Origin of the sequence: Pseudomonas sp. NPDC008258, assembly GCF_042956345.1 — a bacterium.
In the GTDB taxonomy this organism is placed as follows: domain Bacteria; phylum Pseudomonadota; class Gammaproteobacteria; order Pseudomonadales; family Pseudomonadaceae; genus Aquipseudomonas.
Genome location: NZ_JBIBGE010000030.1, coordinates 73,313 through 94,500, shown reverse-complemented (window position 1 = coordinate 94,500; position 21,188 = coordinate 73,313). Strand labels below are relative to the sequence as shown.

The 21,188-nt window shown below is 62.8% G+C and carries 16 protein-coding genes and 2 tRNA genes; all 18 read left to right on the top strand.

Annotated features, from left to right (window positions below; translation table 11 throughout):
• Window positions 1–287: 287 nt before the first annotated feature.
• The gene (locus tag ACFY9W_RS22255) at window positions 288–779 is read left to right on the top strand and encodes a sigma-70 family RNA polymerase sigma factor (protein ID WP_391134763.1); all 492 of its coding nucleotides are present in this window, start codon (window positions 288–290) and stop codon (window positions 777–779) included.
• Window positions 780–845: 66 nt separating this feature from the next.
• Complete coding sequence (locus ACFY9W_RS22250) at window positions 846–1,844, top strand: FecR domain-containing protein (RefSeq protein ID WP_391134759.1); 999 nt, start codon at window positions 846–848, stop codon at window positions 1,842–1,844.
• A 109-nt stretch (window positions 1,845–1,953) separates the two neighbouring features.
• Window positions 1,954–5,088, top strand: a complete 3,135-nt coding sequence (locus ACFY9W_RS22245; RefSeq protein ID WP_391134756.1) for a TonB-dependent receptor domain-containing protein — start codon at window positions 1,954–1,956, stop codon at window positions 5,086–5,088.
• An 87-nt stretch (window positions 5,089–5,175) separates the two neighbouring features.
• On the top strand, window positions 5,176–5,934 hold the full coding sequence (locus ACFY9W_RS22240) for a Slam-dependent surface lipoprotein (RefSeq protein ID WP_391134753.1): 759 nt from the start codon (window positions 5,176–5,178) through the stop codon (window positions 5,932–5,934).
• A gap of 91 nt (window positions 5,935–6,025) precedes the next feature.
• The gene (locus tag ACFY9W_RS22235) at window positions 6,026–7,498 is read left to right on the top strand and encodes a surface lipoprotein assembly modifier (RefSeq protein WP_391134750.1); all 1,473 of its coding nucleotides are present in this window, start codon (window positions 6,026–6,028) and stop codon (window positions 7,496–7,498) included.
• A gap of 266 nt (window positions 7,499–7,764) precedes the next feature.
• The gene (locus tag ACFY9W_RS22230; RefSeq protein WP_391134747.1) at window positions 7,765–8,769 is read left to right on the top strand and encodes an aspartate-semialdehyde dehydrogenase; all 1,005 of its coding nucleotides are present in this window, start codon (window positions 7,765–7,767) and stop codon (window positions 8,767–8,769) included.
• Between the two features lie 71 nt (window positions 8,770–8,840).
• Complete coding sequence (locus ACFY9W_RS22225) at window positions 8,841–11,627, top strand: FimV/HubP family polar landmark protein (protein ID WP_391134744.1); 2,787 nt, start codon at window positions 8,841–8,843, stop codon at window positions 11,625–11,627.
• Window positions 11,628–11,833: 206 nt separating this feature from the next.
• The gene (gene truA / locus ACFY9W_RS22220) at window positions 11,834–12,688 is read left to right on the top strand and encodes a tRNA pseudouridine(38-40) synthase TruA (protein WP_391134741.1); all 855 of its coding nucleotides are present in this window, start codon (window positions 11,834–11,836) and stop codon (window positions 12,686–12,688) included.
• A gap of 61 nt (window positions 12,689–12,749) precedes the next feature.
• A complete protein-coding gene (locus tag ACFY9W_RS22215) occupies window positions 12,750–13,370 on the top strand; it encodes a phosphoribosylanthranilate isomerase (protein WP_391134736.1) in 621 nt (206 codons plus the stop codon).
• A 222-nt stretch (window positions 13,371–13,592) separates the two neighbouring features.
• Window positions 13,593–14,486, top strand: coding sequence for an acetyl-CoA carboxylase, carboxyltransferase subunit beta (accD, locus tag ACFY9W_RS22210; protein ID WP_391134733.1), 894 nt, complete (start codon window positions 13,593–13,595; stop codon window positions 14,484–14,486).
• Window positions 14,486–15,793: a bifunctional tetrahydrofolate synthase/dihydrofolate synthase gene (gene folC / locus ACFY9W_RS22205; RefSeq protein WP_391134730.1), complete on the top strand. Its 1,308-nt coding sequence runs from the start codon at window positions 14,486–14,488 to the stop codon at window positions 15,791–15,793. The genes accD and folC overlap by 1 nt, the downstream gene beginning before the upstream one ends.
• Window positions 15,777–16,433 carry an SPOR domain-containing protein gene (locus ACFY9W_RS22200; RefSeq protein ID WP_391134727.1) on the top strand — a complete coding sequence of 219 codons (657 nt, stop codon included), beginning with the start codon at window positions 15,777–15,779 and terminating at the stop codon, window positions 16,431–16,433. The genes folC and ACFY9W_RS22200 overlap by 17 nt, the downstream gene beginning before the upstream one ends.
• A 197-nt stretch (window positions 16,434–16,630) precedes the next feature.
• The gene (locus ACFY9W_RS22195; protein WP_086976206.1) at window positions 16,631–17,188 is read left to right on the top strand and encodes a CvpA family protein; all 558 of its coding nucleotides are present in this window, start codon (window positions 16,631–16,633) and stop codon (window positions 17,186–17,188) included.
• Window positions 17,189–17,230: 42 nt separating this feature from the next.
• Complete coding sequence (gene purF, locus ACFY9W_RS22190) at window positions 17,231–18,736, top strand: amidophosphoribosyltransferase (protein WP_391134723.1); 1,506 nt, start codon at window positions 17,231–17,233, stop codon at window positions 18,734–18,736.
• 16 nt (window positions 18,737–18,752) lie between these two features.
• A complete protein-coding gene (locus ACFY9W_RS22185; RefSeq protein ID WP_391134720.1) occupies window positions 18,753–19,964 on the top strand; it encodes an O-succinylhomoserine sulfhydrylase in 1,212 nt (403 codons plus the stop codon).
• Window positions 19,961–20,734 carry an SDR family oxidoreductase gene (locus ACFY9W_RS22180; RefSeq protein ID WP_391134713.1) on the top strand — a complete coding sequence of 258 codons (774 nt, stop codon included), beginning with the start codon at window positions 19,961–19,963 and terminating at the stop codon, window positions 20,732–20,734. Before ACFY9W_RS22185 ends, ACFY9W_RS22180 begins: the two co-directional genes overlap by 4 nt.
• Before the next feature lie 147 nt (window positions 20,735–20,881).
• Window positions 20,882–20,957, top strand: a tRNA-Val gene (locus ACFY9W_RS22175).
• A 66-nt stretch (window positions 20,958–21,023) separates the two neighbouring features.
• Window positions 21,024–21,100 (top strand) — tRNA-Asp (locus ACFY9W_RS22170).
• Window positions 21,101–21,188 lie beyond the last annotated feature (88 nt).

Genomic DNA, 21,188 nt, shown 5'->3' with positions numbered 1-21,188 from the left:
GCTTGGACGGGGTGAGAACCGCGTCCAAGCCTCAAATGTGTAAACCATGTCCCCGGTTTACGATGTAAACGATGTCTCCGGTCGTACACCGCGAACACCGGCGAAGCCGGTGCCATCCACTACGTTGCCTGTTTCGCGGGCGCGCCCGCTCCCACATGAGTCCGCGCGGTTGCAAATTTTTGTTTTGTAACAGCACCCCCGCACAGTGGCAAAATGCCTGGCTTAACGAGAAATGTTCTCATTATAATCAGCCTCCCCAGTTTGCCTGAGCATAGGAAAGTGCTGACGTGCTGGAACAACTCTTCAACGAACACGCCTCCGCCTTGCACCGCTACCTGCTGCGCAAGAACTGCACGCCAAGCCTGGCTGCGGACATCGTCCAGGAAACCTTCCTGCGGCTGGCGCAGATGGACGGGGTAGAGCGGTTGCTCGCCACCCCGGCCTACCTGTTCCGCGTTGCCCACAACCTGATGATCGACCATCATCGCCGTTATGGCAGCAAGCGCTACGAAGCGGAGCCTGCGAGTATCTTCGATGGCCTGATCGATGAAGCCAGTTCGCCAGAAGACCAGGCCCTGGGTGCCCTGGAACTGGAACGCCTGCACGCGACGCTGGAGCTGTTGCCAGAGCGCACCCGCAATGTGTTCCTGCTGTGCCGGGTAGAAGGCATGACGCACAAAGAGGCCGCCGAGTATTTACGGATCTCCACCAGCTCTGTACAAAAACACCTGGCCAGCGCGCTGGCCAGGATTGGCCGAGGGCTTGAGCCTGACCATTAGGGCAGGCGCTGGCGCTGACCTGGCCGGATTAACAGAAAAACACCAACAGGCAGCAAACACCGTACCGTGAACCCCACTGAACCTGTTGACCCGATCGAGCGCAAGGCCGCCGATTGGGTCATGAAACACCGTCAAGGTCGCCTCGGCCCAGCCGAGCAGGCGGCCTATCGGCGTTGGCTGGAAGCCGACCCCCGGCATGCTGCGGTCGCCCAGCGCCTTGACCGCGCCTGGCAGGTCAGTGCGGCGCTGCGCCAGGGGTATGTGCGCCCGCCTCGGCCGGCCCGTGCAGCCGGTCCGCTGGGTTGGCTGCAAACCGCCTGGCACCGGCGTTGGGCCAGTGGTGGTGTTCTCGGCGGATTGGCGATGGCCTGCTGGTTGTGGATGGCGCCGCCATTCTGGGTGCAGGGCCTGGGCGCCGACTACCAGACCGGTTACGGTGAAGTGCGCCATGTCACGCTGGAAGATGGCAGCCAGCTTGAGCTGGGCAGTCGCAGTATTCTCAGCGTTGCCTATGACGGCCAGCGCCGCACCGTGCGCCTCAAGCGCGGCGAGGCGATCTTCAGCCCGTCGCCCGTGGGCGAAGCAGAACCGCGCCCCTTCACGGTCAGCACCCCGGGGGCCAGTATCACCGCCCGCGGCACCCGCTACCTGGTCGGCGTCGACAAGGATGATCGCTCCGGTTGGGTGGGCGTGCTGCAACACACGGTCGAAATCAACCTGGTCTCCCACGGTCTGGACGACGCCTCCGCCTCCGCTGTGCTGCAAGAAGGCGACAGCTTGCGCTTTGGTCCCCACACAGGCCTCAAGCCGCTGGAGGTATCCCCCGAAGAGCTGGCCAGCTGGCAACAGGGCAGGGTGGTGCTGCGCCAGCAGACGCTGGCCCAGGCAGTCGAGCAGCTGGGCCGCTATCGTGCCGGGCTGACGCTGGTGCGCGGCGATGCGCTGCGGCGCCTTCCGGTGAATGCCGTGGCACGGGTCGATCATGTCGATGACGCCCTCAAGCAGCTGGCCAGGCAAGCGCACGCCCGGGTATTGGAACTCCCCGGCGTGTTGTTAATTTACTGATCTAAAAAAATCCATACATAGAACAATTCGCTCTACTGCGTTTTCATGCTTCGCACGTTACTGAATGCAAATAACTCTTATTTGTCTTTAGCTAGGGTGCATGGAAACAATGTCAAAGGGAGCTTCAGGGCGTTTCGCCCCACAACGCGGCAAGCTGAGCCTGGGAATTCAGCTGGCCCTGTTGACCTGCTGCGGCGCTGCGTCGGTACTGCCGGCCATGGCTGCCACCGACCCGGCTGCGGCCACCACCAGCCAGGCCGGCCAGTACCACCAGTTCGATGTGAAGGGCGGGGCACTGGAAGATGCCATGTTGCAGCTGGCGCGCCAGGCGGGCGCCGAGCTCTACCTGACCGGTGATGCCTTCGCCGGCCTGTACGCCAACCCGGTGCAGGGCCGCTACTCGCTGGACGGCGCACTGCGCCAACTGCTCAGCGGCCTGCCGGTCAGCTTCAGCCTCAGCGGCGGCACCGAGCGCCCGGTGATCCACCTGCAATCGGCCGCCAGCGCCGGTACCGATGACCTGCACCCGACCTACGTGTACAGCCAGCGTGACGGCCGCTCGCGGGACGAGAAGGGCTACAGCGACATCTACGACCAGGACATTTCCACCGTCTACGCCGGTAAGGAACAGATCGAGCGTTACAAGGGCGCTGCCCCCGCTGATGTATTCAAGGGCATGCTCAACGTCTACAGCGGCGACGCCCGCAACAGCGGCGCGCTGGACCCGAACGTACGCGGCATCCAGGGCCCTGGCCGGGTGCCGCTGACCATCGACGGCACCGAGCAGGCGCTGACCGTTTACCGCGGCTACATGGGTGCCAACAACCGCAACTACATCGACCCCAACCTGATCGGTTCGATCAAGGTGATCAAGGGGCCGAACCTGGAGCGCAACGTCTACAGCGGCGTTGGCGGTGCGGTGGTGGCCAACACCCTGAGCGTCGATGACATTCTGAAGGAAGGCGAGGAATTCGGCGGCGAGTTCAAGATCGAGGGTAGCAACAACTCGGTGTCGCCGCGGCTGCCCACCCTGTTGACCGGGCAGATGCCCAGCGCCGATTACCAGTACTTCCCGATCAATTCCTATTACGATCCGTCGCTGTATAAGCACCCGCGCACCAGTAGCAGTAACGACTTGTTGTCGAGCGACGACAAGGCCTATCGACTGGCACTGGGTACCCGTCAGGAGCATTTCGACTTGATGGGCGCCTATGCGTATCGGGAAAAAGGCAACCACTACGCCGGCAAGAAAAAGAGCAGTTATTACTCCAGTGGCGAACTGGTCGACGGCAAGTGGGACTATGTGCCGAACCTTGCCCGTATCTACAAACCCGGCGACGAAGTACCTAACAGTTCCAGCAAGATGGAGTCGTGGCTGGCCAAGGCCACCTGGAAAATCGACGAAGGTCAGAGCCTGGAGTTCGGTTATCGCGCCACGGATTCCTTGTATGGCGAGATTCTGCCGTCGCGCATTTCCTTCTTCACCCCGGGCAGTACTTACGATGCCGCGAACTATGGTGTGCCGCAGTGGCCGCTGAGCCACGTGGACAGCAAGGCCTATAACGTCGAGTACAAGCTGAACCCCGAAGACAACCGCTGGGTCGACTTCTATTCGAACCTGTGGATGACCCGAACCGTCAGCGATACCTACAGCGCAGGCGGTGTGCCTAACGAAACCACGCCGCAGAACCCTGAGTTTCGCAACACCGCCGTGGCCAATGCCAAGCACGATCGCGCCGGCCTGACCGTCAGCAACAAGTTGAAGTTACTGGATAGCCTCGATCTGACGCTGGGTGGTAGCTATCAGCATGAAAAACTCAGTTCGGGTGACAGTGTGCACGACCTGGCCAACGGGGCGACGCGACTGTTCCCGAGGGCCGGGCGGCGCGAGGAGCAGGAGTACAGCTTCAATTTCGATTGGCAGCCGGTTTCGTTTGCGCGCTTCACTGCCGGTGGCCGTTACTCCTCGTATTGGTCTTACGATGATTTTCTCAAAGGCCAGCAACGTGACACGGGGGTGACTACCCAGAATGTCCAGAGTGGCAAGCGGGTCGGGTACACCACGCGCAAGACGTTGTCGCAGGAAGAGTGGCGTGCAGCCGTGGACGAAAAGATTCAAAACATGCAGCTGTTTTGGGACATTTTCGGTGCCACTGAAGCTGAGCGCCAGGCCGATATTGAGTCATTTGAACGTTCGACTCCGTACGAAATGGATACGGAGCAAAGCCAACACTGGGCCCATGACGGCAAAGGAAAGTATCAGCGCAGTAACAACCCATGCATCGCGGCGGCGGCGGCGGGCGAGAATGTAGTGCAGTGCTTCCACGAGACTTATGATGGCTCAGCAAACGTCGTCGACAGTGAAGGTAATCTGGTTAACCAACAGGTCGACACATCGGTAAAGCATCGCAGGGACCAAGGCTGGGTGCCCAACCTTTCCGCCACGTTCTACACCTCGGAAAACGGTCGATTCTATTTGCGTTATAGCGAGGCAATCCGTTATCCGAGCATGTTCGAAAGCACTGTGGGTTTTTCTGCGTCACTGACGCCATGGGACCTGGAGCCCGAGCATGCGCATAACTACGAAGTGGCTTATATCCATAATTTGAGTGGCCTGCTGGGCAGCGAGCAGGCAGACGTCAAACTTACCTACTATCACAATACGACCGACAACGTCATCGAGCGAAGCCCCCAGTTAGTGTTTTCCAATGTCGAAAAACAAACGACATCGGGTATCGAGTTGCAAGGCCGGTACGACAGTGGCCGTTTCTTCACTGACGTGAGCGTCGCCCATGTGTTGAAGAATAAGGTGTGCGACGAGAACTCGGCAATGCAACTGGACCCGAGCGGTAGTACGCCCGACTGTGTGGATGACGGCTTCCTCGGCGGTTACCTGGTGGGCATGGCCATGCCTGAGTGGTCGGCCAACCTCGGCATCGGTGCGCGCTTCCTGGACCGTCGCCTTGAAGTTGGCGGGCGGGTTATCTACTACAAGGGCCATGACAGCAAGTTTCACAGTAACTACGCCGGTAATCCCATGGTGTCGTACTACCTCAATACACCGTTGTCCTGGGATGACATTGTTACCTATGACGCTTATGTCAATTACAAGCTGACTGACGATGTGAATGTCGAGTTGGTTGGCACCAACCTGGGCAACCTTTATTACCTGGATCCCCTGACGCGCTCGGCAATGCCAGCGCCGGGGCGAACGTTGAAAATCGGTCTGACTGCAAACTTCTGAGGTGAATTGACTATGGGTGGATGAAGACTGCCAGTGTTCGGATGTGCTCGTGTTTTGGAAACTATTAACTTATCAAAGGATCATGAAATGAAAGCGTTCCAAGTTTCTGTAGTTGCCGTTGCCCTGCTGGGTCTTGCCGGTGTTGCGCAGGCCGATAGTGCTTCCGGGCAAAGCTACACCGGTACCATTGTGGTATCTGGTGCGAGCGGAAACACCCCGAATCACGGCAGCCAGGCAGGTGCGCCTGCTGTGGGCGTACTGGCATTCTATGGTGGCGCTAAGGTGGGCTTCAGCGGCCTGAAGGGCATGGTGCCCGCCGACACCAATGGTGTGACCACGATTACGCCGGCAATGATGCCAGCTTCTCACTCCGCGCTTGGCAACTTCGATTTCAAGCAGGTTTCCACTCAGCAGGTGTACTTCGGCGAGTGGTCGCAGAACGGCACCAACAATGATCCGACCCGTGTCGTCTACTACTCCGGTGATACCACCGGACGCGTACTGCCAACCACCAATGTCAGCTATGCGGTCCAGGGTATCAGCAATTACTCCGGTGCCAACCTGCTGTCGGGTGATCTGACCGCTACCTTTGGCGCTGCGGCTCCAACCCTCACGGGTGACTTGGCTAACGGTGCTCTGAAAGTCCGGCTGGCGGCCAACATCGACAAGTCGACGGCAGCCTTCTCGGGCGCCGCTCGCGCCCTCAATCCGACCACCAATGCTCAGCTCGCGACCGGCACTACCCAAGGTAGCTTCTTCGGGGCTGGCGCTACTGCTTCCCTGGCCGGCATCGCCAAGTTCGATAACCGCAACTACGACACCGCATTCGGTGGCGTGAAGAACTAAGCCGACCCGCTTGATGCTGGTCTGTTAAGTGCGTCAGGGCCGCTTTGCGGCCCTGATTGCTGCTATTTCAAGGCACCCCGAGAGCCGAGCAATGCCCCAGCCTTCACGCCTGCATTACCTGCTGCTGCTTTATCTCCCGCTTTCTTTCCCCACCATCGCCCAGGCTGACCAAGACACCAACCTGCGCCTGAACCAGAGCATCGAGTACCGCGCCAACCGCCAGGAGCGCGAGCTGCTCAAGGACGAAATTGCCGGCACCACGCTGGTCATCGATGGCCAGACCTACCGGGTAGAAAACAACCTCGACGACCTGGGCCGCGCCCTCTATGTTTCGGTGCAGCGCCAACAATGGGCCGACGTGAACGCCTTCCGCGCCCGCTACGTCGCGCTGCCAGGCCACGACCCGATGCTGCTGGCTTACGCCGATGGCGCACTGGCCCGCTCGCACGGCGACCTGGACCAAGCCGAGGCGCACTACCGCCAGTTGCTGGCATTGCAGGGCGACTTCCTGCCCGGCCAGCTGGAACTGGCCCGGGTACTGTTCGAAAACCGCAAGGACCGCGAGTCCACCGACGCCTTCCGTCAGATCAGCCAGAGCCTGGGGCCGGCAGATGCGCGCAACCAGGGCCTGGCCAACACCGTCGACAGCTTCATCGAGGCGCTGGACCATCGCGAAAGCTGGCAAGGCTCGCTGGCCGTCGGCCCGACCTGGAACGACAACCTCAACCAGACCTCGGAAAGCACCACCCACTACCGCCTGGAAACCAGTGACGGGGTTTACCTGGTCGAGCGCAAGATGCCCAAGGCGGTGTCGGCGCAGGGCATCGACTACGAAGCCACATTGAACAAGCGCGTGGCCCTGGCTGGCCACCATGGCGTGTTTGGCCGGGCTCTGGCCTACGGGCAGGCCTATGACAAAGAAAGCAAGTACAACGAAGACACCTTCATCGGCAACGCCGGCTACAGCTACCAGGACGGGCGCAACCAGTACAGCCTGGGCCCGCAGTTCGAATACAACCGCATTGGCAGCGATCCGATGTACTCAGCCTGGGGCCTGCGCGGTGAATGGATGCACAATCTTTCAGCTACCCGCATGCTCAAGCTGGAAGGCGAATACAAGGATATGGCTTACCGCCGCCAGGCTGCCGACACCTACGACGGGAGTGCCGCTTCGGTCTATGCGACGCTGTGGCAAGCGCTGCCGCAGCAATGGGTGCTGTTTGGCGGTTTAGACATTACTGACCGCAACACCAAGGATGCGACCGAGGCCTACTTCCAGCGGGGCCTGCGCCTGGGCGTGGCCAAGGACTTCGACATCGGCCTGAGCACCGTGCTGTTCGCCTCCTGGCGTACCCGCCAGTACGACGCCTATAGCGCCTTGCTCGACGACCGGCGCCACGAAGAAGAGCAGGGCTATACCTTTATCGTCAGGGCCCCGGCGCTGGCCTTCCACGACCTGGTGCCCAGCCTGACCTTCAAGTACAACAAGGTGAACAGCAACGTCGACTGGCTGTACAGCTGGGAGCGCAATAGTGTCAGCCTGAAGCTGGAAAAACAGTTCTAGCCGAGCCTGCGCGGTCTGGAACTGTGGGAGCGGGCGTGCCCGCGAACACCGGCGAAGCCGGTGCCATCCACCGCGCTGGGATCTTCGCGGGCATGCCCGCTCCCACAGGGATCGCGCCAGCTTTTAGAAAATGGGCAAGACAGTTGATCCGACAAGACCCTGTGTATGGCTTCAATGTGGGGCCATACTCGCAGCAGGTGACATTGGCCTCCCCCGACCAATGCGAGTAAAGTGCCGCTCCCGTTTCGCCTGAGGCAGCCAGCAACATGAACCCTACATTCGATATCGCCGTCGTCGGCGCCACCGGCAGCGTCGGTGAAACCCTGGTACAGGTGCTCGAAGAGCTGGCGTTCCCGGTCGGCACCTTGCACCTGCTGGCCAGCATGGAGTCGGCGGGTAGCAGCGTGATGTTCGCTGGCAAGAAGCTCAAGGTGCGCGAAGTGGACAGCTTCGACTTCGCCCAGGTCAAGCTGGCCTTCTTCGCCACCGGCGCCGCCGTCAGCCGCAGCTTTGCCGGCAAGGCGCTGCAGGCCGGCTGCACGGTCATCGACCTGTCCGGCGGCCTGGACGACGCCCTGGCCCTGGTGCCAGAAGCCAACGCCGAGCGCCTGGTCGGCCTGGCGCTGCCGGCACGCATTGTCAGCCCATGCTCGGCCGCGGTCGCCCTGGCCGTCGCGCTGGCACCACTCAAGGGCCTGCTGGACATAGAGCGGGTGCAGGTAATGGCCGCGCTGGCAGTGTCTGCGCAAGGCCGCGAAGCGGTCAGCGAACTGGCCCGGCAAACCGCCGAGCTGCTCAATGCCCGGCCGCTGGAGCCGCGCTTCTTCGACCGCCAGGTGGCATTCAACCTGCTGGCCCAGGTCGGTGCTGCCGACGAGCAGGGCCATACTGCCCTGGAGCGCCGCCTGGTCAGCGAGCTGCGCGTGCTGCTGGGCCTGCCTGAACTGAAGATTTCCGTGAGCTGCGTTCAAGTCCCGGTGTTTTTCGGCGATAGCTTCAGTGTGGCCGTGCAAAGCCGCCGCCCGGTCGACCTGGCAGCGGTCAACCAGGCCCTGGACGCAGCCGACAGCGTCGAGTTGGTGGAAAACGACGATTATCCAACCCCGGTTGGTGACGCAGTGGGCCAAGACGTGGTCTATGTTGGTCGTGTACGTCACGGTGTTGATGAAGATCAGCAGCTCAACCTTTGGCTGACCACGGACAACGTGCGCAAAGGCGCCGCGCTCAACGCCGTGCAAGTGGCGCAATTGTTGATTAAACACATGCCGTAAAAGATACTGGCGAGCACTTTTGTCCTGCTCTGCTTGCAGGTTTCGGGACGATTCATACAAGGGAAGAGGTCATGCTTCGAATTCGCAAACTGGTTCTGGCCATGGCTGCAGCATCGGCGCTGTCGTCTGGCATGGCGAATGCGCTGGGCCTGGGGGAGCTGACCCTGAAGTCAGCACAGAATCAGCCGCTGGACGCCGAGATCGAATTGCTCGACGTGCGCGACCTCAAGGCCGCCGAAGTGGCGCCAAGCCTGGCGCCGCCGGAAGAGTTCAGCAAGGCCGGGGTGGCGTTTCCGACCTACCTCGAAGACCTGACCTTCACGCCGGTGATCAACCCCAACGGCAAGAGCGTGCTGCGGGTTACCTCCAGCCAGCCGCTGCCGGGGCCAGTGGTCAAGTTCCTGGTTCAGGTGATGTGGCCGCAGGGCCGCCTGTTGCGTGACTACAGCGTGCTGCTCGACCAGGCCAAGGCCCAGGGTGACAAGCAGGCGGCGGGCAATGTTGCCCCGGCGGTAACCGGTGCCAGCAACTACACCACCCAGCGTCGCGACACCCTGTGGCAAATTGCTGCGCGCAACACCCAGGGTGGCTCGATCCAGCAGACCATGATCGCAATCCAGGCGCTGAACCCGGACGCCTTCATTGGCAACAACATCAACCAGCTGAAGGTGGGCCAGGTGCTGCGCCTGCCCGACCAGCAGCAGATCCAGAACATCCCGCAGGGCGAGGCGAACAGCGAGGTGGCCGAACAGTATGCCGCCTGGCGTGAAGGCCGCCGGCTGGGCCCGCGTGCGCGCCAGCTCGACGCTACCCGCCGTGGCGCCGCCGAGGCGGCACCGGCACGTATTGCCCAAGGCGACAACCTGCGCCTGGTCAGCCCGGGCAGCCAGGCGGGTGCCGGCCAGGCCAAGGCGCTCAATGACAAGCTGGCCGTGGCCCAGGAAAGCCTGGATACCAGCCGCCGTGACAACGAAGAACTGAAAAGCCGCATGACCGACCTGCAGAGCCAGCTGGACAAGCTGCAGCGTCTGATCGACCTCAAGAATGACCAACTGGCCCGTCTTCAGGCCCAGGGTGTAGCCGCCCCGGCAGCGGCTGCCGCTACGCCGGCCCAGCCAGCGACGGCTGCCCAGCCGGCGGCCAAGCCCGCACCTGCTGCCGCCGATACCGCGCCCAAGCCGGTGCCGGCCGCCAAGCCTGCGCCAGTGGCCCAATCGCAAAGTGTCGTCGACCAAGTCATGGGCAACCCGCTGCTGCTTGGGCTGATTGCCGGCAGTGCATTCCTTGTGCTGCTGCTTCTGTTGCTGCTGCTGGCGCGCAAACGCAAGGCCCAGCAAGAAGCTGAAAAGCACCTGCGCATGGCGCGGGCGCTGGAAGAAGAGCAAGGCACAGGTTTTGACACCGATACCGAAAGCCTCGACGGCGTCGAAGTTGCGGAGCCGAGCGTGACCCTGTCGCCAGCCGTGGTCGCCGCCTCGGCTGCCGCTGCCGTTGCTGCGGAGAAAGTGGCTGAGCCAGCCGTCGAAGCGGCGCCAGCGCCTGAGCCGCAAGCCGACCCGCATGCCGCGCTGCTGGCGGAAGTCGACCAATGCCTGGCCGAAGGGCGCCTGAACCGCGCTACCGATCTGCTGGAGCCCGCTGTGGCCGCTGCGCCGGAGCGTGATGACCTGCGCCTGAAGCTGATGGACGTGTACGCCCGCCAGGGTGATCAAAGTGCGTTCGCCGAGCAAGAGCGCAAGCTGCCGGCCAGCGAACAGAACACGGCCGAAGTAGCAGGGCTGAAAGAGCGTTACCCTGCCATGCTCGGCCTGGCCGCTGCTGGCCTGGGTGCGGCGGCGCTGGCCGCCGAGATGGATGAGCAGTACGTGCAGGAGCTGCTGCAGGACCAGCCCGAGGCGCCCGTGGTTGCCGACGTGGTGCCTGAGCAAGTGCCTGAATTCGAGCCGCAGGTGGAGCCAGAGCCAGGGGTTGTCGGGCAAACGGAGCCTGAGGCCATGTTCGAGCCTGAAGCGGACCTGGATGCCTTCGACGACGTGCCCACGCTCGATGTATCGGGCCTGGAAGAACACGGCCTCGATGAACAGGGCCTGGACAGTGCCTTCGACTTGAGCCTGGGTGAAGACCTGCCCGAAGAAGACCCGCTGGACGCGCCGCTACTGGACGCACCGGTGGTTCAGGAGCCTGTACCTGACGAGTTGGTAATTGCCGAGCCTGTGCTGGATGAGCCTGCATTTGACGAGGCTCAGCCAGAAGAACAGCCGTTTGCCGTGGATGCCGAATTGCAAGCCGACGCCGACGCCGATTTCGAGGCCATGCTGGCCCAGGCCGAGCCGCAGCCGGCTGTCGACCTGGCTGATTTCGACCTCGATGTCAGTGAGCCCGTTGCCCCTGCCGCCCCGGACGCAGTGCAAGAGGCCCCGGTGGATATCGCTGCCGAGCTGGCTGCTTTCGACAGCGAGCCGGCGTTCGACCCGGTTTCCGATTTCGACATGCCGTCGGACTTTGACCTGTCGTTGTCGCTGGAAGACGATTCGCCAGCAGCCAAAGGCTTTGCTGCGGAACTGGACGACGTCAACGCCGAGCTGGACAAGTTGTCGCAGAGCCTGGAGTCGCCTTCGCTGGAGCCGCACTTCACCAGCGAAGACGCCGCTGAACAGCCGGAGCCTGAGCCGCTGGACGACCTGGACTTTGACTTCTTCTCCGGCAGTGATGAAGTGGCCACCAAGCTCGACCTGGCACGTGCCTACATCGACATGGGCGACAACCAGGGCGCGCGGGACATCCTGGATGAAGTGGTCAAGGACGGCGACGACGGCCAGCGTCAGGAAGCCGAGGACATGCTCTCCCGGCTGGTCTGAGTTACTGCAGGCAACGCAGACCTTGTGGGAGCGGCCTTGCGTCGCGAAAGGGCCGCAGAGCGGCCCCAGGTTCCCAGCTACACAGCCGATATCGCCGGGGCCGCTTTGCGGCCCTTTCGCGACACAAGGCCGCTCCCACAGCCCTACAAGGCTGCCGTTGTCGTTATAATCCTCGCCATTTCGTACACCCCACAGGTTTCAAGCGCTTGGACATCATCGACACCGCCACCACCGAATCCGCGGCCGAAGGCTATTCCCGTATCGCCCTGGGCGTGGAGTACAAGGGTGCCCGCTACCGCGGCTGGCAGCGCCAGGCCAGTGGCGTGCCCAGTGTCCAGCAGGCGCTGGAGCAGGCGCTGTCCAAGGTCGCCAACGAGCCGGTTTCGGTGATCTGCGCCGGCCGCACCGATGCCGGCGTGCACGGCTGCGGCCAGATCGTGCACTTCGACACCCGCGCCGTGCGTGACGAGCGCGCCTGGACCATGGGCACCAACTTCAACCTGCCGCACGACATCAGTGTGGTGTGGTCGCGGCCGATGCCAGCCGACTTCCATGCCCGTTTCAAGGCGTGTGCGCGGCGCTATCGCTACGTCATCTACAACGACCCGATCCGCCCGGCGCACCTGGCCGAGGAAGTGACCTGGAACCACCGCCCGCTGGATGTCGAGCGCATGGCCGAGGCCGCGCAGTTCCTGCTTGGCACCCACGACTTCAGCGCCTTCCGCGCCAGCCAGTGCCAGGCCAAGTCGCCGGTCAAGCACATCTACCACCTGCGCGTTACCCGCCATGGCCAGATGATCGTGCTGGACGTGCGCGCCACCGCCTTCCTGCACCACATGGTGCGTAACATTGCCGGTGTGCTCATGGCCATTGGCGCCGGTGAACGTCCGGTTACCTGGGCGCGTGAAGTGCTGGAAGGGCGCGACCGCCGTGAAGCCGGTGTCACAGCCCATCCGTACGGGCTTTACCTGGTAAAGGTGGAGTATCCCGAGGAATATGCGTTGCCCCAGCGTTACATCGGCCCACACTTTTTGACCGGCTACGAGGCGTTGGCAGACTGACGGGCGAAAAGCCATTTGCTAACATCCGGCCTTTCACCGTAACAACCAGGGTTCGCTGTCCATGAGCAATGTTCGCAGCAAGATCTGTGGGATTACCCGCATCGAAGACGCACTGGCCGCTGCCGAAGCGGGTGCCGATGCCATCGGCTTTGTCTTCTATGCCAAAAGCCCGAGGGCAGTGGACGTGCGCCAGGCGCGGGCGATCATTGCCGAACTGCCACCGTTCGTGACCACGGTCGGGCTGTTCGTCAACGCCTCCCGCTGCGAGCTGAACGAGATCCTCGAAGTGGTTCCACTGGACCTGCTACAGTTCCACGGCGACGAAACCCCGCAAGACTGCGAAGGCTACCACCGCCCCTGGATCAAGGCCCTGCGTGTGCGCCCGGGCGATGACCTGGAGGCGGCCTGCCTGCTTTATGCAGGTGCCCGCGGCATACTGCTGGATACCTATGTGGCGGGCGTGCCTGGGGGGACCGGTGAGGCGTTCGACTGGTCACTGGTGCCGGCACGCCTGAGCAAACCGATCATTCTGGCGGGCGGGCTGTCGGCCGATAACGTCGGCCAGGCCATTGCCCAGGTACGGCCTTATGCGGTGGATGTGAGCGGTGGCGTCGAGCAGGCCAAGGGCATCAAGGATGCTGCGAAGATCGAAGCGTTCATGCGGGCGGTGAAACAGGCGTGATGGCAGATGTGACGGCTGGCTGCGCGCCATCGTCCATAGCTTTCGCAGCCCTGCGGGGTAGCCGCCTGCACCTGTGGCGGCAGTACAACACATTAACGGTGGAGCGGTGCGCTGGAAGCCCCGGCGGCCGGTCCATCATGGTTTTATAAAAGATTTTGAGCTCAAGGGCAGGGCAGGGCCGGCGACACCGGCCCCCGCCTGCCAATACTGGAGAAAGAAAGCATGAGCAACTGGTTAGTCGACAAACTGATCCCTTCGATCATGCGTTCCGAGGTGAAGAAGAGCTCGGTGCCTGAAGGCCTGTGGCACAAGTGCCCGGCTTGCGAGGCCGTGCTGTATCGTCCGGAGCTGGAAAAGACCCTGGATGTCTGCCCCAAGTGCAACCACCACATGCGCATCGGCGCACGTGCGCGTATCGACATCTTCCTTGACGCCGAAGGCCGTGCCGAACTGGGCGCCGAGCTGGAGCCGGTCGACCGCCTGAAGTTCCGCGACGGCAAGAAGTACAAGGACCGCCTGGTCGGCGCACAGAAGCAGACCGGCGAAAAAGACGCCCTGATTTCCATGAGCGGCACCCTGATGGGCATGCCGATCGTGGTCAGCGCCTTCGAGTTCTCGTTCATGGGTGGCTCCATGGGCGCCATCGTCGGCGAGCGCTTCGTGCGCGCGGCCAACTACGCCCTGGAAAACCGCTGCCCCATGGTCTGCTTCTCCGCCTCGGGCGGTGCGCGCATGCAGGAAGCACTGATCTCGCTGATGCAGATGGCCAAGACCTCGGCCGTGCTGGCGCGCCTGCGCGAAGAAGGCATTCCGTTCATCTCGGTGCTGACCGACCCTGTGTACGGTGGCGTTTCCGCCAGCCTGGCGATGCTCGGCGACGTAATCGTCGGTGAGCCAAAAGCACTGATCGGCTTCGCCGGCCCACGCGTGATCGAGCAGACCGTACGCGAGAAGCTGCCAGAAGGCTTCCAGCGCAGCGAGTTCCTGCTGGAGCACGGTGCTATCGACCTGATCATCTCCCGTGGCGATCTGCGCCCGCGTCTGGCCCGCCTGCTGGCGCAGATGACCGGCCAGGAAACGCCGGAGCAAGCGCGTGAGGCGGCAGCCGTCGCGTGATGAAACAACGATCCCTGGGCGAATGGCTCGCCTACCTCGAGCAGTTGCACCCCTCGGCCATCGACATGGGCCTGGAGCGGTCGCAGAAGGTGCTTGCCCGGTTGGCGCTGGGCAAGCTGGCGCCACGCGTGGTGACGGTAACCGGCACCAATGGCAAAGGTTCGACCTGCGCCTTCGTGGCCTCGCTGCTACGCGCCCAGGGGCTCAAGGTCGGCGTGTACAGCTCGCCGCACCTGTTGCGTTACAACGAGCGGGTGCTGATCGATGGCCAGGAGGCCAGCGATGAGCGCCTGTGCGAAGCCTTCGCCGCCGTCGAGGCGGCGCGGGGCGAGATTTCCCTGACCTACTTCGAGATGGGCACGCTGGCCGCGTTCTGGTTGTTCTACCAGTCGCAACTGGATGCCGTGGTGCTGGAAGTGGGCCTTGGTGGCCGTCTGGACACCGTGAACGTGGTGGATGCCGACCTGGCCCTGGTGACCAGCATCGGTGTCGACCATGTCGATTACCTGGGTGATACCCGTGAGTTGGTGGCGTTCGAGAAGGCCGGCATCTTCCGTCAGGGCAAGCCGGCCCTGTGCGGCGACCTGGATCCGCCACAGCCGTTGCTGGACAAGGCCGCCGAACTGGCTGCGCCGCTGTTCCTGCGAGGTCGTGATTTCGACCTGGCCACTGCCGATGGCGCCTGGAGCTGGCGGGGTACCGCGGCAGATGGCGCGCAAGTAGTGTTGCATGACTTGCCATTGCTTGACCTGCCCATGGAGAACGCCACGCTGGCCCTGCAGGCTTACCTGCTGATGGGGCTGCCCTGGGATGCCGCGCAGGTGCGCCAGGCGCTGCTGGCTACCCGTATCACCGGCCGCCTCGATCGCCGTGTGCTGCACTGGCAGGGCAAGCCGGTCGAGCTGCTGCTGGATGTGGGGCATAATCCCCATGCAGCGGAGTACCTGGCCCGTCGCTTGGCGGCCCGCCCGCTCAAGGGGCGCCGTCTGGCGGTGTTCGGCCTGCTCGTCGACAAGGATCTGGACGGCGTTGTCGCGCCGCTGAAGGGCCTGGTCGATGACTGGGCCGTAACGCCGCTGGCTACGCCACGCAGCCGCCCGGCTGCGGAACTGGCAGCGGCCTTGACGAACCTCGGCGCCGCGGTGAAGTCTTATGCCAGCGTCGGCGCGGCCCTTGAAGGGCAATGCGCGCAGGCGACGGCGGATGACCAGATCCTGCTGTTCGGTTCGTTTTTCTGTGTTGCCCAGGCGCTGGAATGGCTGGAGCGGCACGCCCAGGAGGGTGGAATAGATGGCAGTGCTGGATAAAGGGATGAAACAGCGCATGGTCGGTGCGCTGGTGCTGGTGGCGCTGGCGGTGATTTTCCTGCCCATGCTGTTCACTCGCGAGGACGAGATGCGCCAGGTGCACGTCGAAGCCCCGCAGGCGCCGGCCATGCCAAGCCTGCCGGAAGTGAAAGTGGAGCCGGTCGCCGTGCCGGAGCCGCAGGCCATCCCGGAAGAGCCGCAGCAGCCACCCGTAGTGGTTGACGAGTCCACGGCGCCGGCCAGTACGCCAAGCCAGCCAATCACCCCATCGCCGCAGACCCAGGCGCAGGTGCAGCCGGCCAAGCCGCAGGCGCCTGCACCCGCTCCAGCACCCAAGGTCGAGGCCAAGGCTGCTGCCACGCCAGCGCCGGCTGCGCCGTCGAAGATCGACGTCAATGGCCTGCCGGTCAGCTGGTCGATCCAGTTGGCCAGCCTGTCCAACCGGGCCGGTGCCGAGAAGCTGCAGCAAACCCTGCGGAGCCAGGGCTACAACGCCTATATCCGTTCGGCAGGCGGGATGAACCGGGTGTATGTGGGGCCGCTGATCGAACGGGCCGAGGCCGAGCGCACCCGCGACGCCATCAACCGCCAGAACAGCCTCAAGGGCTTTGTGGTGCGCTTCCAGCCCGAGCGCAGCTGATAGCCCCGGGGCGGCTTTGCCGCCCATCGCCGGCAAGCCAGCTCCCACAGGAACTGCATAGGCCTGAAGCAGTGTGCGGTCCTTGTGGGAGCTGGCTTGCCGGCGATGAAGCAAACACCAATCCAACTGACATTCCGCTTACTCCCAGCCCACTGCTCTGGTAAAATGCGCCGCCTCAAACGTCTGCAGGCAGCACCGTGGCATTTACCTTGGTTGATTGGGCGATCATCGCGATCATCGCCGTCTCCACACTGATCAGTCTCAAGCGCGGCTTCGTCAAGGAAGCCTTGTCCTTGCTCATCTGGATCATTGCCGGTGCGGTTGCCTGGATGTTCGGCGGTTCGCTCTCGGTGTATCTTGAAAGCTATATCCAGACGCCATCGATGCGCGTCATCGCGGGCTGCGCCATTCTTTTCGTCGCCACCTTGCTGGTGGGGGCCATGGTCAATTTCCTGGTCGGCGAGCTGATCCGTGTGACCGGGCTGTCCGGCACCGATCGTTTCCTGGGCATGGCCTTTGGGGCCGCGCGCGGGGCCTTGCTGGTAGTGGTGGCCATAGGCCTGATCAGCCTGGGGCCGGTTCAACAAGACACCTGGTGGCAGGAATCACGCCTGATACCACAATTTCTCTTGGTCGCCGACTGGTCGAAAAACCTGATTCTGGGTTTCACCGGCCAGTGGTCGCCCAGTGGGTTGATCAGCGCTCCGGCTGATCTTCCGTTCAAGGAACAGTTGCTCGGGCCGGCAAAGCCCTGAGCGCTATTCACTCAAGTTTCGTCAAAGTAGGGGTTGCGTCGCATGTGTGGCATCGTCGGTATCGTCGGTAAGTCGAACGTCAATCAGGCGCTGTATGACGCGCTTACGGTCCTCCAGCACCGCGGCCAGGACGCTGCCGGTATCGTGACCAGCCATGACGGCCGGTTGTTCCTGCGCAAGGATAATGGCCTGGTGCGCGACGTGTTCCAGCAGCGCCACATGCAGCGCCTGGTCGGCAGCATCGGCATTGGCCACGTGCGCTACCCGACGGCGGGCAGCTCGACCTCGGCCGAGGCACAGCCGTTCTACGTCAACTCGCCATACGGCATTACCCTGGCGCACAACGGCAACCTGACCAACGTCGAGCAGCTGGCCAAAGAGATCTACGAGTCTGACCTGCGCCACGTCAACACCAACTCCGACTCGGAAGTGCTGCTGAACGTGTTCGCCCATGAGCTGGCGGTGCGTGGCAAGCTGCAGCCCACTGAAGAAGACGTGTTTGCTGCCGTTTCCCACGTACACAGCCGTTGTGTAGGCGGTTACGCCGTGGTGGCAATGATCACCGGCTACGGCATTGTCGGTTTCCGCGACCCCCATGGCATCCGCCCGGTAGTGTTCGGCCAGCGTCACACTGACGAAGGCGTGGAATACATGATCGCGTCGGAAAGCGTGGCCCTGGATGTACTCGGCTTCACCCTGATCCGCGACCTGGCGCCGGGCGAAGCGGTATACATCACCGAAGGCGGCCAGTTGTTCACCAAGCAGTGCGCCGAAGCGCCGAACCTGCAACCGTGCATCTTCGAGCACGTGTACCTGGCCCGCCCGGACTCCATCATCGACGGTATTTCGGTGTACAAGGCCCGTCTGCGCATGGGTGAGAAACTGGCCGACAAGATCATGCGTGAGCGCCCGGAGCATGATATCGACGTGGTCATCCCGATTCCGGACACCAGCCGCACTGCTGCACTGGAGCTGGCCAACCGCCTGGGCGTCAAGTTCCGCGAAGGTTTCGTCAAGAACCGTTACATTGGCCGTACCTTCATCATGCCCGGCCAGGCTGCGCGCAAGAAGTCGGTACGCCAGAAGCTCAACGCCATCGAGCTGGAGTTCCGCGGCAAGAACGTAATGCTGGTGGATGACTCGATCGTGCGCGGCACTACCTGCAAGCAGATCATCCAGATGGCCCGCGAAGCCGGTGCGAAGAATGTCTACTTCTGCTCCGCAGCCCCTGCGGTGCGCTACCCCAACGTCTACGGCATCGACATGCCGAGTGTTCACGAGCTGATCGCCCACAACCGTACCACCGAACAAGTGGCCGAGTTGATTGGCGCCGACTGGCTGGTCTACCAGGACCTGCCTGACCTGATCGATTCGGTCGGTGGCGGCAAGATCAAGATCGATCACTTCGATTGCGCGGTATTCAACGGTGAGTACGTCACCGGCGATATCGACGCGGCCTACCTCGATCGCATCGAGCAGGCCCGTAATGACCTGGCCAAGGTCAAGAACCAGGCCGTCAGCGCGATCATCGACCTCTACAACAACTGATTCAGGGAGCGACGGCATGACGGATCAATGGGATGCCGGGCGACTGGACAGCGACCTCGAGGGTGTCGGTTTCGACACCCTGGCGGTGCGCGCCGGTCAACACCGTACACCCGAGGGCGAGCACAGCGAAGCGCTGTTCCTGACCTCCAGCTACGTGTTCCGCACGGCGGCCGATGCCGCTGCGCGCTTTGCCGGTGAAACGCCGGGCAACGTCTACTCGCGCTACACCAACCCGTCGGTACGTGCCTTCGAGGAGCGCCTGGCGGCCATGGAAGGCGCCGAGCAGGCCGTGGGTACATCCACCGGCATGGCAGCGATCCTGGCCGTGGTCATGTCGCTGTGCAGCGCCGGTGACCATGTGCTGGTGTCGCAGAGCGTATTCGGCTCGACCATCAGCCTGTTCGAGAAGTATTTCAAGCGCTTTGGCGTGCAGGTGGACTACGTGCCACTGGTCGACCTCGGTGGCTGGGAAAAGGCCATCAAGGCCAACACCAAGCTGCTGATCGTCGAATCGCCGTCCAACCCGCTGGCCGAGTTGGTCGACATCACCGCGCTCAGCGAAATTGCCCATGCCCACGGCGCCATGCTGGTGGTGGACAACTGCTTCAGCACCCCGGCGCTGCAGCAGCCACTGAAGCTGGGTGCCGACATCGTGTTCCACTCGGCCACCAAGTTCATCGATGGCCAGGGCCGTTGCATGGGTGGTGTGGTTGCCGGTCGTGCCGAACAGATGAAAGAAGTGGTGGGCTTCCTGCGTACCGCTGGCCCGACGCTCAGCCCGTTCAACGCCTGGATCTTCACCAAGGGCCTGGAAACCTTGCGCCTGCGCATGCGTGCGCACTGCGAAAGCGCCCAAGCCCTGGCTGAATGGCTGGAGCAGCAGGACGGCGTGGAAAAGGTGCATTACGCCGGCCTGCCCAGCCACCCGCAGCACGAACTGGCCAAGCGCCAGATGAGTGGCTTTGGCGCGGTGGTCAGCTTTGAGGTCAAGGGCGGCAAAGCCGGTGCCTGGCGCTTCATCGACGCCACCCGGGTGATTTCCATCACCACCAACCTGGGTGACAGCAAAACCACCATCGCCCACCCGGCCACCACCTCCCACGGCCGCCTGTCGCCGCAGGAGCGTGAAGCCGCCGGCATCCGCGACAGCCTGATCCGCGTTGCCGTGGGCCTGGAAGACGTGGCTGACCTGCAGGCAGACCTGGCACGCGGGCTGGCTGCATTGTGATCGAGATCAGCCGCGGTATGCCCGGCCTCAACGGCCGGGTCGCCCTGGTAACCGGTGCCGCGCGCGGCATCGGCCTGGGGATTGCCGCCTGGCTGATCTGCGAAGGCTGGCAGGTGGTGCTGAGTGATCTTGATCGCCAGCGTGGTGCCAAGGTGGCCAAGGCCTTGGGTGACAATGCCTGGTTCATCACCATGGATGTTGCCGACGAGGCCCAGGTCAGTGCAGGGGTGTCTGAGGTGCTGGGGCAGTTTGGCCGGCTGGACGCGCTGGTGTGCAATGCGGCGATTGCCAACCCGCACAACCAGACGCTGGAAAGCCTGAGCCTGGCGCAATGGAACCGGGTACTGGCGGTTAACCTGAATGGCCCGATGTTGCTGGCCAAGCATTGTGCGCCGTACCTGCGTGCGCACAACGGGGCGATCGTCAACCTCACTTCCACCCGGGCGCGGCAGTCCGAGCCCGATACCGAGGCTTATGCGGCAAGCAAAGGCGGCCTGGTGGCCTTGACCCATGCCCTGGCCATGAGCCTGGGGCCGGAGATTCGTGTCAATGCGGTAAGCCCGGGCTGGATCGATGCCCGCGACCCGTCGCAACGCCGTGCCGAGCCGTTGACCGAGGCCGACCATGCCCAGCACCCGACGGGCAGGGTAGGGACGGTGGAAGACGTGGCGGCGATGGTGGCCTGGTTGTTGTCGCGTCAGGCGGCGTTTGTTACCGGCCAGGAGTTCGTGGTCGATGGCGGCATGACCCGCAAGATGATCTACACCTGAGTTCGACGTTATAGGAAGGGGGACCGAAAGGTCCCTTTTCTGTTTTTACCTTTTTTGAAAAAAATTCAATGGGGCTATTGACTTAGCTTCGCCACCTGCGTAAATTTCGCGGCCTCAGCGAAGCAAACGCAACAAGCAACATCGCGAGGGTGATTAGCTCAGCCGGGAGAGCATCTGCCTTACAAGCAGAGGGTCGGCGGTTCGATCCCGTCATCACCCACCACTTCCTGAGATGTTCCTGTAGCATCGGGTTTCGCAAGAAGCCGATAGCCAGAGAGGAACGCACTGCGCAGCGGTAGTTCAGTCGGTTAGAATACCGGCCTGTCACGCCGGGGGTCGCGGGTTCGAGTCCCGTCCGCTGCGCCATTTTTCAGTAACAGATGGGTGCCTTGCACCGGTCTGAGCCACAAGGTAAAGCACCTTGGGCTGATCCCAGTTTCAATCGGGCACAAGC

Coding starts and splice junctions, on each gene's coding strand:
- ACFY9W_RS22235 (WP_391134750.1), top strand. CDS start 6,026: ATGCCCCAGCCTTCACGCCTGCATTACCTGCTGCTGCTTTATCTCCCG.
- ACFY9W_RS22225 (WP_391134744.1), top strand. CDS start 8,841: ATGCTTCGAATTCGCAAACTGGTTCTGGCCATGGCTGCAGCATCGGCG.
- ACFY9W_RS22245 (WP_391134756.1), top strand. CDS start 1,954: ATGTCAAAGGGAGCTTCAGGGCGTTTCGCCCCACAACGCGGCAAGCTG.
- ACFY9W_RS22200 (WP_391134727.1), top strand. CDS start 15,777: ATGGCAGTGCTGGATAAAGGGATGAAACAGCGCATGGTCGGTGCGCTG.
- ACFY9W_RS22240 (WP_391134753.1), top strand. CDS start 5,176: ATGAAAGCGTTCCAAGTTTCTGTAGTTGCCGTTGCCCTGCTGGGTCTT.
- purF (WP_391134723.1), top strand. CDS start 17,231: ATGTGTGGCATCGTCGGTATCGTCGGTAAGTCGAACGTCAATCAGGCG.
- ACFY9W_RS22215 (WP_391134736.1), top strand. CDS start 12,750: ATGAGCAATGTTCGCAGCAAGATCTGTGGGATTACCCGCATCGAAGAC.
- accD (WP_391134733.1), top strand. CDS start 13,593: ATGAGCAACTGGTTAGTCGACAAACTGATCCCTTCGATCATGCGTTCC.
- ACFY9W_RS22230 (WP_391134747.1), top strand. CDS start 7,765: ATGAACCCTACATTCGATATCGCCGTCGTCGGCGCCACCGGCAGCGTC.
- ACFY9W_RS22185 (WP_391134720.1), top strand. CDS start 18,753: ATGACGGATCAATGGGATGCCGGGCGACTGGACAGCGACCTCGAGGGT.
- folC (WP_391134730.1), top strand. CDS start 14,486: ATGAAACAACGATCCCTGGGCGAATGGCTCGCCTACCTCGAGCAGTTG.